We start from the raw sequence: 14,449 nt of genomic DNA on the forward strand, positions 1-14,449 counted from the left end.
AAAAAAAGGGCCGCATTTGCGGCCCTTAGCATGAAAGAACAAAGCCTTTAATTAAGCCATAAGTTTCTCTGACAAAAACAACCAGGTATCCAATACCGAATCGGGGTTCAGAGAGACGCTATCAATGCCCTGCTCCATTAGCCACTGGGCAAAGTCCGGGTGATCGGACGGACCTTGACCACAAATACCAATGTATTTTCCGTGTTTTTTACAGGCATCTATCGCCATTTTAAGCAGGGCTTTTACCGCGTCGTTGCGCTCGTCGAATAAGTGCGCGATGAGGCCTGAATCGCGATCTAAGCCAAGGGTGAGCTGGGTTAAATCATTGGAGCCAATTGAGAAGCCGTCGAAGTATTCAAGAAATTGCTCAGCCAGCAAAGCGTTGGCGGGCAGCTCGCACATCATGACAACTTTTAAGCCGTTTTCGCCGCGTTTAAGACCATTGGCTTCAAGCAGTTCGATAACTTGCTTAGCTTCACCCACGGTGCGAACAAAGGGCACCATGATCTCGACGTTGGTGAGATCCATGTCGTTGCGGACTTTTTTCAGGGCCCGGCATTCCATTTCAAAACATTCCCGGAAGGAGTCTGAAATATAACGTGAGGCGCCACGGAAACCCAGCATGGGGTTTTCTTCCGATGGTTCGTACAAGCTGCCGCCAATCAAGTGAGCGTATTCATTGGATTTAAAGTCGGACATCCGCACAATGACGCGCTTGGGATAGAAGGCGCTAGCGATAGTAGAGATACCTTCCACCAGTTTTTCTACATAGAACTCGGTTGGGCTTTCGTAGCCTGCTATACGACGCTTAATGGCGGTTTGCACATCACGAGGTATATCATCAAAATTGATTAGCGCCTTGGGGTGCACGCCAATCATACGGTTAATAATGAATTCCAAACGCGCCAAACCGACACCGGCATTGGGGTAGCCTTGGAAGTCAAAGGCGCGATCGGGGTTACCGACGTTCATCATCACTTTAAACGGCAGCTCGGGCATGGCGTCGAGCTTATTACGATTGATGTCAAAATCGAGGATACCTTCGTAAACCATACCGGTATCGCCTTCGGCGCAAGATACCGTCACAGCTTTGCCGTCAGGCAGAAGCTCTGTAGCATCGCCGCAGCCCACCACCGCAGGAATACCCATTTCACGAGCAATAATTGCGGCGTGACAGGTGCGGCCGCCGCGGTTGGTAACAATGGCTGAGGCGCGCTTCATGACCGGTTCCCAGTCGGGGTCAGTCATGTCGGTGACCAGCACATCGCCTTGCTGAACCTGATCCATTTCACTGATGTTATTGATGATCCGCACCGGGCCGGCGCCAATACGCTGACCAATTGAGCGGCCTTCGCACAGTACTGCGCCCTTTTCTTTGAGCAGGTAACGCTCCATTAGGGTCGTAGACTCACGGCTCTTAACGGTTTCAGGGCGAGCCTGAACAATATAGAGTTTGCCGTCGTCGCCGTCTTTCGCCCATTCAATGTCCATGGGACGACCATAGTGCTGTTCAATGATCATGGCCTGTTTAGCCAAGCCCAGCACTTCTTCGTCATTAATACAGAACTGATTGCGCTCGCCTTCGCTGACGTCAATGGTATCGACCGAGCGCCCCGCACTAGCATCGCTGCCATAAACCATTTTAAGCATTTTGCTGCCGAGATTACGGCGCAATACTGCGGGACGGCCTTTCGCTAAGGTCGCTTTATGAACATAGAATTCGTCAGGGTTTACCGCGCCCTGCACTACCGTCTCGCCCAAGCCGTAAGAAGCGGTGATAAATACCACACCGTCAAAGCCAGACTCTGTGTCCATCGAGAACATAACACCCGCAGCGCCTGTTTCAGAACGCACCATGCGCTGAATGCCCGCCGACAAAGCGACATCGGCGTGTTCAAAGCCTTGGTGAACTCGGTAGGCAATCGCCCGGTCGTTGTATAAGGAGGCAAACACTTCCTTGATTGCGATCATAATATTGTCGAGGCCGCGAATATTCAGGAAGGTTTCCTGCTGGCCGGCGAAAGACGCGTCTGGCAAATCTTCGGCTGTTGCCGATGAACGCACTGCAAAAGACATAGACTGATTGCCATCTACCAGTTGCTCATAGGCCTCAACCACGGCAGTATTAAGCGCCTGTGGGAAAGGTGTTTCAACAATCCACTGACGAATGTTTTTACCGACCACGGCAAGACGTTTGACGTCGTTGATGTCAAGGTCTTTTAACTCGGCGACAATGCGATCATTTAGGCCGCTTTGCTGAAGAAAGTCGCGAAACGCGTCGGCGGTCGTAGCAAAGCCACCGGGAACCGAAACACCGGCCTGTGACAACTGACTGATCATTTCGCCTAGGGATGCGTTTTTACCGCCAACGCGGTCAACATCGTTCATTCCTAGATCGTTGAACCAGATTACGTATTCAGACACGTTATTATCTCCCGTGTTACAAGACCGCGACGCGGTTAAAAGAGTGCATAAACAAAGCAGGGACTATACTAAGTGATGTAACTTGGAAATTCCCGTCGAAAAACACTGAGCCTTAGGTAAAAAAACTACATGACTCGCGCGGCCATATTTATATCAGACAGTACCGGAATTACAGCAGAGACCTTAGGGAGCAGTATTCTCTCGCAATTTGAGAACCAAAAATTCGAACATATTGTTATTCCCTACGTGGATACCATGGCCAAAGCGCACTCGGCGGTTGAAAAAATCAACCGCGCAGCCGCGGAAATGGGCAATCAGCCCATTGTCATCGACACTTTGGTTGACGAGCACCTGCGAGCCATCATTGCCACTAGTCAGGGCTTTATTATTGATGTGCTAGGCACCTTTGTTAGCCAGCTGGAGATTGCCTTAGGGGAAGCGCCGTCCCGCACGGTAGGCCGAGCGAAAAGTGCAGTACGCGACGCTGAATACAAGCTGCGCATTGATGCGGTTAACTACGCCCTAGATAACGACGACGGTGCCCGCTTAAACCGCTATGATCAAGCTGAAGTTATTCTGATAGGCGTTTCTCGCAGTGGCAAAACGCCCACTTGCCTGTATCTTGCGATGCAATCAGGTGTGTTTGTCGCCAACTACCCCATCACCGAAGAAGACATGGAAAACGACCGTTTACCCAAACCCTTGCTAGAACACCGCAACCGACTTTTTGGTTTGACCATTGATGCCGGACGCTTGGCGGCCATCCGCAGTGAGCGCCGCCCGAATAGTCGCTATGCGTCCCTGCGCCAGTGTGAAGATGAATTGCGCCAAGCAGAGGCCATGTTTATCCGCTTCGGTATCCCTTATTTGGATATTACCCACGCCTCGGTAGAAGAAATCGCCACGCGGGTGCTTCTTGATACCGGCTTGCGGGGGCACAAGCGCTAGTGACTACCTCAGACCAGAACAATACAGCTAATGAGCCAATGTACCGCGCCAATACCGCAATGGTTTTACCCGGCGGCGGTGCACGCGCGGCCTACCAGGTCGGCGTATTAAAAGCGCTTGCCGAAATCCATGGCAAAAGGCCCGGCAACCCCTTCCCAATTCTGGCTGGCACGTCTGCGGGCGGAATTAACGCGGCCTCGCTGGCGGCGGGTGCCCACCACTTTACCGGCACCATTCAACAGTTGGAGTTACTGTGGCGGGAATTGTCGACGGATAAGATTTACCGCGCCGATTTATTTGGCGTGATGCGCAATGCCCTAAGACTCGCGCACTCACTGTTTAATCCAACCCAAGCCGTCGTTAAACCCGTTGCGCTGTTAGATAATAGCCCACTACGCAAATTGCTGAGTGAGCACGTGCGCTTCGAAAACATCAGTCGCAATATCCTCAACCGTGATCTAGAAGCCTTCTGCCTTACCGCAATGAATTACACGGAAGGGGTCTCTGAGACATTTTTTCAGGGCGGCCCCCAATACGCGGGCTGGCAGCGCTGGCGCCGCCAGGGCGTCGCAACCCCGATTCAGTTGCAACACTTGATAGCCTCTACGGCTATTCCGACCATATTCCCACCAGCCAAAATTGGCCGATTTTTCTATGGTGATGGTGCGCTGCGCCAGTTAACACCCATCAGCCCGGTGATCCATTTAGGCGCCAATCGGGTATTGGTTATTCCTGCTAACGGTCACAAACGCCAATACCCCAAACTGCCCAAAACCATACAATCTCCGGGTTTTGGACAAATCATCGGTCATCTGTTGAACAGTGCGTTTATCGATAGCATTGAAACCGATATCGAACGCCTCGAAAGAATCAATGAACTGATCCGCTTAGTGCCGAACGAAAAGCTTAATCTGATGGGCAAAGAGCTTCTGCCGATCGACTGCCTAGTCATTAGTCCAAGTGAAGATATCGACCGGATAGCCGACGAGCACGTTAAAGAATTACCGCGCAGTCTACGTATGTTTTTGAGTGGCTCTGGCAGTAATGGCGGCGGTGTCAGCATATCTAGCTACCTGCTATTCACACCGGAGTACTGCGGCAAATTAATTGATCTCGGCTACCGAGATGGTATCGCCCAGCGGCAGGAACTAAGCGAATTCCTATACCGCCCAAAAATAAGTGTACCGGCGCAGTAAATTCCCTATTCGAGCTACTCCTCAAAATTGAGTTAACTGATAACACGCTTTACCCACTTCGGGAAACGGATGATTAAGCAAAAAACGCAGGGTTTCTGAACTCACGTCGGGGCCAAGCGCATCGGTTAACAAAATGTCCCGTGGCGAGCCATTAGACGCTGAATTAGACCAAGCATGGCCAAGACCGTGGATCAGCCAATACTCTACTAACAGACACCCCGCGGCATCCTCATAGTATTGAATGTCGAAGCTGTGTCCGTTTGGTTTACTGCCAGATTCAAGCCTCGCTGGCTCCCGTGCAATACTCTTATTATTGCCGCCGTCGTCAGCCCAGTCGCCACTGCTCAAAAACTGCTGAACAACCAACTCGGCATTGGGGTACGGCACTTGGACATCTCGGTCGCCCTGAATCACAAACACCGGCACTACCCGCGCAGCAGCCCCCATAGCTTGATAAGCAAGCTCGCCAGACACGTCTGCGGGTAACGCAGCTACACCGGCAGTACAGGTTGTGCCTTTGTATTCACAGCCTGCATAAATCATGGCGCTGGCAAAAATATCTGGGTAATTAACCGCCATAATATTTGCCATTGCACCACCTGCAGAGATACCACTGACAAAGACCCGACGGGAGTCAATAGGCATGATCTGCCTAATATACTCCGTAATCCCCGCAATAATGGCGGGTTCACCAACGCCACGCCCCTGATGCTCAGGCAAAAACCAATTCCAGCACTTACTGCCGTTAGCCTCAGCTGTTTGCTCAGGGTAAACAACGATTAAGCCAATTAGCTCCGCCAATTCATTAAATCGCGACCAGCGGGCTTCTTCATCAGCATCTGATCCGCAGCCGTGCAGGTCAATTAATAATGGCCAATCAGAATCAGTGCGATAGTGCGAGGGAATAAAAATCTTGTAGCTTCTAGTACCAGCGTCATTGCTGAATTCGTAACGGACAAAACGGCTTTGGCTAGCACCCCCGACAGTGTTATTTTGTGTGCCGCCGCAGGCAAACAGACTGGCAATTAGGACCGTGCCGAACAAAAGCCTTGCGCGGCACTTAGCTTGAGTAGTCATTCGTCACCTCTCAGCCCCGCTAGCGAGCACACTCCTCTTGCGTAGCAATGTCGTATATTGAAACACAAGGACGCAACTCAATATTGCCACGTAAATTGGCCGTATATCAGGCGTGGCTGTTCAGGCAATTCGACAAATATTCCAGAAAACAAATCTCCCTGCCGTACGGCGCTGCGCTCATCGCTCAGGTTCTCACCAACAATTTTTATACTCCACGCTTGCTCTGGATGGCTTAAGCCCCAGCTGGCCTTATACCGAATAAACGCGCGCTGCACCTTGCGCTCGTCTAGGTCGATATCAAGAAATTGCTCGGAATATTGTTCAATAGTAACGCTTGCGGTCATTTCTAAACCGCTATCAGCCAACGGGAAATTAAACATGCCGGTGAGGGTGTTATTCCAAGTAGGCGTAAAGGGGAAAGACTTACCGCTCGCATCGCAGCCAGCTTCTTCTGCCCGATCAGCAGGACACTCATTATTTGTAAAATTCATATACTCAGTTTCGTTATAGCCAAGGGTGCCCACCAGGGTTAACCAAGTAAGCGCCCGCCATTGTAAATCCCCTTCCACACCCTGCGCTCGCGCTTTTGCAGCATTGGTAACTCGCGCAATACCAATTCCAATATTGGCGCGGTCTGCATCCCGAATAAGTACCTGAAAATCGTCTACGTCCATACGATACAAGGCTAGATTCAGCGCCAGCGTATGGTCAAACCAGAAGGTTTTGACGTTTAGGCTGTACTCGGTGGTGTACTCTGGGCCAAAGGCCAGCTCATCATCAACATCGCGAAAAGAAAATGCATTGAACCCGCCGCCTTTTACGGCCTCGGCCTTATGAAAGAACAGGCTGACGTCATTGCTTGGCCGCCAATTTATAGACACCTTATATTGAAATTGGCTCTCTTGAATCGCACGCTCAGCTTCAAACTCCTCTAGACCTGCTTGGGGTAACACCACCGCAGGCTGAATTTGGTTATAATACTGTTTCCACTGGGCGTCTTTATCTTCTTGCCCGTAACGTAAACCTGCTTGAAGTGTCCAGTCTTCTCGGAAATGCCATTTAAATTCACCAAACGCCGACAGTGATTCAGCGCGTTGATCAAAGTTTTGCGTCACATCCTCATAAATCGTGCCTTCGGACTGCGCGGGAAATAGCTCAAATGCAAGTGGTATCGCTAAGCCCTCTTGGCTACCCGCCGCTGCGGCGGTTAAGCCAAGAAACACCGGCAGATCATAAACAAATCGAAAATAGCTGCCGCCAATAATTCGTTTTTGATAAAAAGCACCAAGCACAAAATCGCTGCTGCCTAAACCCTTCCCCCACCATTGTTCAAGACCAAATAGTCCCGGCAAGGTCGGTGAAATTAATCGCAGCTCTGCTGTGTCACTCGGCGAGGAATCGCCGGCTTGAGTAAACGACGCCGGCGCTGGAGAGAAATCAAGGTCGGCCTCAAGAAATTGCTTTAGCCGAGAGTGCCCGGCCAGCGCGATGGCATGCCACTCGCCGATATCAAAATCCCATTGCGCCAAATAGGTTTTAATATTAACTCGGCGACCATCAGGGTAATCCATAGACGCCGTTAAATTACCTTGTTCAAAATCGGCATTCGGATCAAATTGCCGCATAAAATCTCGCACCTCTGCATTGGCGCGGATAATCTCCAAGCCGGTGCCAAAATCATCCAAATTAACCTCTTCATAACTCAACTTTAACTGGGAGCTACCCAAATTTTTGACCGCCAACTTGGCCCGAAAGCCATCTCGAGAATAACCTAAGAAGCGATCTTGGGCGTCGGCCATAGTGCCATAGCTGGTATTGCGCACATAGCCTTCACGCTCGTCGACAAAACCGGCAATCCTAAATTCGACAAGATCTTCCAGCAGTGGGCCGCCAACCGCCAACTCTGTGCGCTGGCGATCAAGCTCACCCTGCTGATGGCTAAATTGGGCAGTTAATTCTTCCGTCGGGTCATTGGTAATCATATGGATCAAACCCGCAGTGGTGTTTTTACCAAAAGTAGTGCCCTGCGGTCCCCGCAACACCTCAATACGCTGTAAATCAAAGGTTGCCGCCAAAAAATAAGGAATACGAGTATAGGGAATACCATCAATTGCCAAACCTAAAGGTGGTTCAAACGCCTTATTATTATTGTTAAAGGTAAAACCTCGGGAGTTTGGCGCAGCAAAAAAGCCGGCTGCCGTAATTTTTACATTAGGCACAAAGAGCAGTGCCGATGCTAAGTCGCTAATGCCCTGCTCAACAATAAAGTCAGACGTCATCACTGACAGCGATATGGGCACGTCCTGTACCGCTTCATCACGCTTTTGCGCAGTAACAATAACCTCTTCTATGGCCCTGCTGAGTTTATTTTCCTGATTACTCTTGCCCGCCTGCTCTGCCGCCAGAAGCAAGCCAGACATACTGGGCAGTAATGACGCTAAAAATACACACCGAAAGCAAAACATCCCTATAGCACGAGCAAAAACCAAAGAAATTGATTTCATTACGCCCTTCCTCCATATCATTATTATTTGCGATTTTGCATTATCAACATGTTTCAAAAACTAGTTGACTCGCCAAAACCAATCAATCGATTGGTTTTAAATATAGATAGAGATATTCTGTTTGTCAATAACTGAGCAGCAGCACGGTGAAACGAACATGCACGCCGTGAGTGAATTAACACACCATTGGACTAGCGACTTGTACGCTGAAAGACCATTTCCGCCTGTCCCTCAGGGCTATAGGCTTGCCAGTCAGTTAAATTGCCACCGTTGGGGTTACCCGTTTTAGCAAAATTGACAAATGCGCTACACACTAAATCAGCCATTTGATGGTTTTCATTGGTATCCTTAAATAAACCATTGGATAGCGCAATATTGTCAAAGACCATGGGGCAATCGGCACCGTGAATTGCGCCAATACCAGGAATGTCACTGGCAACATCAAATTGATATAGCCAAGTGCGCCCGCTGTGAGCTTTAGCGTGGGCCTGCGCCGCCGCCACCGTAGGCTTGCGAAAAATCATATCAGTCAAAATGCGCTCTCTGATCGCGAGCTTGGTCGCGCCAGGCATTTTCTTACGATATTCCGCATACATGGCCTTTGGCCCACCCGCAGTGTGCAACTCGGGAAATAGCTTAATCATAATGCGACTGGCAATAGACGAAGGCAGTGGCGCAGCCCGGCTGAATAAACCTCCGTCGTTACTGGTGGTACCCAGCATTAAATCGACATTGTTCGGCGTGCCCTGCGCGAGTATTTCCAACACCGGCTTTGGCATAAACTCACCCCCGCTCGCATAACCCTTTGCGCGCAATGGATTAGCCGTAAACACCCCGAGGTGAGTGCCGTCTAGGCCAAACGGCTTGCCGTACAGCGCCGTTAAGGTCTTGTGTTGATCTCGGCTAAGGCTCTCTAGATCATCTAATGTTAAGTCTAATTTACGCAGACAAGCCCTGCTCAGACTATACTGCTGCTCACGTTCGGCACCCGCATCAGGAATGCCGCTCATGGCAATAACCCGTTTAAACAGCCCCGCGGCCATCGGGCTTGCGGCTAATGCATATACCGCGCAAGCACCTGCAGACTCACCAAAAATGGTGACATTTTCTGGGTCGCCGCCAAACGCGGCGATATTGTCGCGAATCCATTGCAGACCAAGAATCATGTCCAGAAACGCGCGATTGTCTGCACTGGCTTCACCGTCGACTGCACCGTCAAAATGCATAAAACCCTCGGCACCAAGGCGGTATTGAAGGTTCACAACGACCACACCGCGCTTGGCTAAATTATGACCGTCATAAAGGGATATATAGGCGCTGCCAGAGTCATAACTACCGCCGTGGATGTACACCATAACGGCAAGTTTAGCGTTAAGCTCCGGCGCTGCTGTCCACAGGGCTAAATTCAGGCAGCTTTCGCCTTCTGTTAAACTTGCCGGCGGCGCTAAGGCGCGTAAATAGGCACTATTAGAAAACAATTTAGGCTGATATTTTTCAGAATTTTGAAAAGCTACCGGCCCTGGTGATCGGCAATCAAGGCAGCCTTGCCAAGGTTCAAGCGCTTGTGGTGCCCGCCAGCGCATTGCGCCACGAAGTGGCTTGGCAAAGGGAATGCCCTTCACTGCGAGCACACCGTCGCTCACTATGCCCTGAACTAAACCACCTTGCGTTGCGATCTGAGTTTGCATTATTCGTCCTAAACTTATAATTCGCTTGGTCTTAATTAATAACTGCGCGGCCTTAGCTAAACTCAAGAGAGCATTAGCAAGCACGCGCAATCCAAGCAATCGATTGGTTATTCAATCCTAAAATTACGCTTAAGCTTTGTCAATTAATTCGTTATGATGCGTTTCTTACTTCCAGCACAAATAATAGGATCACGGGTATGGCCAGCAAACCACAATTAAATCGCCGACTCGCCAGCGCCACGGTACAGTTTCCCAAATCCGCCGAGGGCAGCGGCACCCGTCAGCAAATACTGCTGGGGGCGGTATTATTGTTTGCAGAAAAAGGGTTTGTTGGCACCTCCATAAGAGACATTGCCAGCCAAGTGGGTATTAACTCAGCCACCCTATATTCTCATTTCCCGTCAAAAGAACACATACTGGCCAAGGTGATCGAGATTGCCCATAAGGAGCATGAAACCCAACTACGCCGGGCCTTATTGTCTAGCCAGCCAGATCCCCGCGAACAACTCAGCAATATCGTTCGCGCCCATGTACTAATGCACGCCGACTACCCCATGCTCGCCGTAGTCGCTAACAATGAGTTACACGCCCTCTCCGAACAGCTGGGCACCCAGGCTTTTGAGGCGCGTAATCGCACTATTCAGTTATTTGAAGAAGTCGTTAGTAGAGGAGTGGAAGGCCGAATCTTCGACCCTATCGACAGCACTATGGCAATTACAGCTATTGCCGGCATGGGTGTCCGCGTGGCGAACTGGTACTCGCCTAAGCATGGCAAAAGCAAAGCGGAAATCGCCGAAATTTATGCTGAGTACGCACGCAGAATCGTCGGTATTATGGCCGTGGAATAAGTGTACAAAAAGGCCGCTAAGCCTGTTTCACCCCAACAATCGCGTAAAGCCCTTTAAAACGAACTGCCACTTCGCCATTCACTTTAATCTCTGAACACAGATTAATTTTAGCGCGCCCTCTCGCTTCAAAATGCTGAAAAAAGCGCTGCCAATCACGCTCATCGGCGACTAGGGACTGGGCAATAATATCATCTGGGATGGGTTTTAAGTATTCAATGCTTGCTTCCGCGACCACTATATCCGGATCAAGACCGTAGTCCACACAGCGCAAATAGGTCATGCCCCAACAGGCCATTACGGCTACGCAGTAGATGCTGCCGCCAAAAGCGGTGAGTTTGTCGTTAATACTAGGCCCTAACGGCGCGTGTAATCGCAGGCTTTTGCCATCGTAGCTTTTGACACTGAGCTGCATGTGCTGGGCTGTTGGCAAATACAAGCCAATAAAATTGTCTAGGGCTTTACCGTTCATGATTTAACTACCTTGGCTTACTTGCCTGACTGAAACAGCAAGTCTATTAATTTGCTTGCCGCAAGATACGGCGTGGTTTCACCGTTGGTGACCTTGTCATTTAGCTGCGGCAGTAAGTCCCGAACTTCTGGGTCTTGCTTTAGCTTCATTTCTAGCATTTCGTGGAGTAACTTGTTCATCCACTCGCGGGCCTGACGAGAGCGTTTGTCCTGCAGCGAACCATTTTTAGTGGCATCTATTTTAAAGCCGCTAATCATGCCCCAAATGGCTTCGATATTTTCATTTTTGAGCGCCGAGCAGCTCATTACTTGCGGCGTCCAAAACGTATTGTGGCGAAGCAAATGCAGCGCGTTTTCATAGTGCCTACGGGTTTGCTGAGCCAGATTAATACTCTCGCCATCGGCCTTGTTAATCACCAAGGCATCAGCCAATTCGATAATGCCCTTTTTAATGCCCTGCAATTCATCACCGGCATTGGGTAGCATTAACACCATAAAGAAATCGACCATACTGGCGACTTCATACTCTGACTGCCCAACACCAACAGTTTCTACCAAAATTACGTCGTAACCCGCCGCTTCGCAGAGCAACATGGTTTCACGGGTTTTTTGGGCGACACCGCCAAGTGAACCTTCGGAGGGAGACGGCCTAATAAAAGCATCTTTACTGCGCGACAGCATTTCCATACGGGTTTTATCACCCAATATGGAACCACCTGCAATAGGGGAACTAGGGTCAACGGCCAATACAGCAACCCGCTTCCCCTGGCTTAAAAGATACAGGCCGAAGGCCTCAATAAACGTCGATTTACCGACACCGGGAATGCCGGTAATACCAATGCGAATACTGTTGCCGGTGCTGGGCAGCACTTGCTCTAGGAGCAACTGCGCCTCAATGCGGTGTTCTACCCGCTTACTCTCGACCAAGGTGATGGCCTTGGCCAAGGCGCGGGAATTGCCGGCTTGGAGTGCTTCGATGTCTATAGCCATAATATGCGTTACGCTTCACGGGAGACGGAAGACACAAAAGCCACTATCTGTTGGCGTTTACCGTCTCCCGTATAGCGTCTCCCCTTGCTAGCCTTTATACGCCTCATTAATTGCATCCAACACGCCGCGTGCAGCGAGGGGGATTTTAGTGCCGGGGCCGAAGATGCCTTTAACACCAGCAGCATTGAGGAAGTCGTAGTCTTGGCGTGGAATAACACCACCCGCGATGACGATGATGTCGTCGGCGTCGACTTTCTTTAATTCTGCAATAAGTTCAGGGATAAGCGTCTTGTGGCCAGCCGCCTGTGACGATACACCCACCACGTGCACGTCGTTTTCAACGGCTTGTTTGGCGACTTCTTCAGGGGTCGAGAACATCGGCGACAAGTCGATATCAAAACCAACGTCAGCAAAGGCGGTTGCGATTACTTTGGCGCCGCGGTCGTGACCGTCTTGGCCCATTTTGCAGACCAGCATACGGGGACGACGACCGTGCTTTTCAGCGAAGTCTTCGATGTCTTTGCTAATGCCCTGCCAGTTTTCGTCGTCTTGGTAGGCGCTACCATAAACGCCAGATACCGTTTGTGACTGAGCGTTAAAGCGGCCAAATTCACGTTCCATAGCGAAAGATATCTCCCCAACTGTTGCCCGCAAGCGCGTCGCTTTTACGGCCAGATCCAGTAAATTACCTTCACCGCCACAGGCACACTGGTAAATCGCTTCCAGTGCATTTTCAACAGCGGCTTCGTCCCGTGATGCGCGTATTTTAGTCAGCGCCGCAACCTGAGATTCACGCACGGCGTTGTTGTCGATGTCGAGCACATCTACATCGTCTTCTTCGGCTAGGGTGTATTTGTTTACGCCAACAATCACGTCTTCGCCGCGGTCGATACGAGCTTGCTTGCGCGCGGCAGATTCTTCAATACGCAGTTTTGGCAGGCCGGTTTCAATGGCCTTAGCCATGCCGCCCTTCTCTTCGACTTCTTGAATCAATTCCCAAGCGCGGTCTGCGATGTCCTTGGTCAGTGATTCCATCATGTACGAACCGCCCCAGGGATCGACCACATTGGTGATGCCTGTTTCTTCCTGAATAATCAGCTGGGTGTTACGGGCAATACGTGAAGAGAACTGTGTTGGCAGGGCAATCGCTTCATCCAGTGCGTTGGTGTGCAAAGACTGGGTGCCGCCGAATACCGCGGCCATGGCCTCGATGGTGGTACGCACAATATTGTTGTAAGGGTCTTGCTCAGTGAGCGACCAGCCTGAAGTCTGGCTGTGGGTACGCAGCATTTTTGAACGCTGGTCTTTCGGCTCAAACTCAGAAACAATCTTGGCCCACAGCAAGCGCGCGGCGCGCATTTTGGCGATTTCCATATAGAAATTCATACCAATGCCCCAGAAGAAGGACAGGCGGCCAGCGAACTTATCGATATCCAAGCCCGCAGCAATCGCGGTGCGAATGTATTCTTTACCGTCAGCCAAGGTGTAAGCCAGCTCAAGTGCGGCATCCGCACCCGCTTCCTGAATGTGGTATCCAGAAATGGAGATGGTATTGAATTTCGGCATATTGCTCGACGCATAAGCAATGATATCGCCGATGATCTTCATCGAAGGGGCTGGCGGGTAAATATAGGTATTACGCACCATGAATTCTTTGAGAATGTCGTTCTGGATGGTGCCAGACAATTTATCCTGAGAAACGCCCTGCTCCTCTGCAGCAACGATATAGCCAGCCAAGACCGGCAGTACAGCACCGTTCATGGTCATGGAAACCGAGACTTTATCCAATGGAATCTCGTTAAACAAAACCTTCATGTCTTCAACGGAATCGATGGCAACACCGGCTTTACCAACGTCACCAGTCACCCGTGGATGATCTGAGTCATAGCCACGGTGGGTAGCTAAGTCGAAGGCGACGGATACACCCTGACCGCCAGCGGCAAGCGCTTTACGGTAAAAGGCATTGGATTCTTCAGCAGTAGAGAAACCAGCGTACTGGCGAATTGTCCAGGGACGACCAGCGTACATGGTGGGCTGGGGACCGCGAATAAAAGGCTCTACGCCTGGTAAGGTATTGGTATAAGGCAGACCTTTAACATCCTCCTGAGTGTACAAGGGCTTAACATCTATTCCTTCAGGGGTGTGCCAAACCAAGTCGTCGAGGGTTTGATTGCTTTTCGCAAGGGCTTTATTGGCCAGTGCTTTCCACTCGTCTACGGATGTCTCGGGAGCTTTGTAATCTGCCATGGGTTTACCTGTCATTGTCAGTGAGTTTGCGCCGCTTTTTGCATATTCAATGCGCGGCT

The 14,449-nt window shown here is 50.5% G+C and carries 10 protein-coding genes; 3 read left to right on the plus strand and 7 right to left on the minus strand.

The window, feature by feature from the left end:
• Window positions 1-51: 51 nt before the first annotated feature.
• On the minus strand, window positions 52-2,424 hold the full coding sequence (gene ppsA / locus ABYP33_RS06895; RefSeq protein WP_373089788.1) for a phosphoenolpyruvate synthase: 2,373 nt from the start codon (window positions 2,422-2,424) through the stop codon (window positions 52-54).
• A 129-nt stretch (window positions 2,425-2,553) separates the two neighbouring features.
• Between ppsA and ABYP33_RS06900 the strand changes: the two genes are divergently transcribed.
• Both ABYP33_RS06900 and ABYP33_RS06905 read left to right on the plus strand, forming a co-directional pair.
• Window positions 2,554-3,372, plus strand: coding sequence for a pyruvate, water dikinase regulatory protein (locus tag ABYP33_RS06900; RefSeq protein WP_373089790.1), 819 nt, complete (start codon window positions 2,554-2,556; stop codon window positions 3,370-3,372).
• Window positions 3,372-4,568: a patatin-like phospholipase family protein gene (locus ABYP33_RS06905; RefSeq protein WP_373089792.1), complete on the plus strand. Its 1,197-nt coding sequence runs from the start codon at window positions 3,372-3,374 to the stop codon at window positions 4,566-4,568. Before ABYP33_RS06900 ends, ABYP33_RS06905 begins: the two co-directional genes overlap by 1 nt.
• A gap of 21 nt (window positions 4,569-4,589) precedes the next feature.
• Here ABYP33_RS06905 and ABYP33_RS06910 read toward each other — a convergent pair whose 3' ends face one another.
• The 3 genes from ABYP33_RS06910 to ABYP33_RS06920 all read right to left on the minus strand — a co-directional run bounded on the left by ABYP33_RS06910 (window position 4,590) and on the right by ABYP33_RS06920 (window position 9,837).
• Complete coding sequence (locus ABYP33_RS06910) at window positions 4,590-5,645, minus strand: PHB depolymerase family esterase (RefSeq protein ID WP_373089794.1); 1,056 nt, start codon at window positions 5,643-5,645, stop codon at window positions 4,590-4,592.
• A 77-nt stretch (window positions 5,646-5,722) separates the two neighbouring features.
• Window positions 5,723-8,149, minus strand: coding sequence for a TonB-dependent receptor (locus ABYP33_RS06915; protein ID WP_373089796.1), 2,427 nt, complete (start codon window positions 8,147-8,149; stop codon window positions 5,723-5,725).
• A 191-nt stretch (window positions 8,150-8,340) separates the two neighbouring features.
• A complete protein-coding gene (locus tag ABYP33_RS06920) occupies window positions 8,341-9,837 on the minus strand; it encodes a carboxylesterase/lipase family protein (RefSeq protein ID WP_373089798.1) in 1,497 nt (498 codons plus the stop codon).
• Window positions 9,838-10,034: 197 nt separating this feature from the next.
• On the opposite strand from ABYP33_RS06920, the gene ABYP33_RS06925 reads away from it, so the two are divergent.
• The gene (locus ABYP33_RS06925; protein ID WP_373089800.1) at window positions 10,035-10,685 is read left to right on the plus strand and encodes a TetR family transcriptional regulator; all 651 of its coding nucleotides are present in this window, start codon (window positions 10,035-10,037) and stop codon (window positions 10,683-10,685) included.
• A 16-nt stretch (window positions 10,686-10,701) separates the two neighbouring features.
• Here the strand turns inward: ABYP33_RS06925 and ABYP33_RS06930 are convergent, their stop codons facing one another.
• The 3 genes from ABYP33_RS06930 to scpA all read right to left on the minus strand — a co-directional run bounded on the left by ABYP33_RS06930 (window position 10,702) and on the right by scpA (window position 14,390).
• Window positions 10,702-11,154 carry a YiiD C-terminal domain-containing protein gene (locus ABYP33_RS06930; RefSeq protein ID WP_373089802.1) on the minus strand — a complete coding sequence of 151 codons (453 nt, stop codon included), beginning with the start codon at window positions 11,152-11,154 and terminating at the stop codon, window positions 10,702-10,704.
• A gap of 17 nt (window positions 11,155-11,171) precedes the next feature.
• Window positions 11,172-12,143 carry a methylmalonyl Co-A mutase-associated GTPase MeaB gene (gene meaB / locus ABYP33_RS06935; RefSeq protein WP_373089804.1) on the minus strand — a complete coding sequence of 324 codons (972 nt, stop codon included), beginning with the start codon at window positions 12,141-12,143 and terminating at the stop codon, window positions 11,172-11,174.
• 87 nt (window positions 12,144-12,230) lie between these two features.
• Complete coding sequence (gene scpA / locus ABYP33_RS06940; RefSeq protein WP_373089807.1) at window positions 12,231-14,390, minus strand: methylmalonyl-CoA mutase; 2,160 nt, start codon at window positions 14,388-14,390, stop codon at window positions 12,231-12,233.
• Window positions 14,391-14,449: the final 59 nt, after the last annotated feature.

This window comes from Zhongshania sp., assembly GCF_041584495.1.
Lineage (GTDB): Bacteria > Pseudomonadota > Gammaproteobacteria > Pseudomonadales > Spongiibacteraceae > Spongiibacter.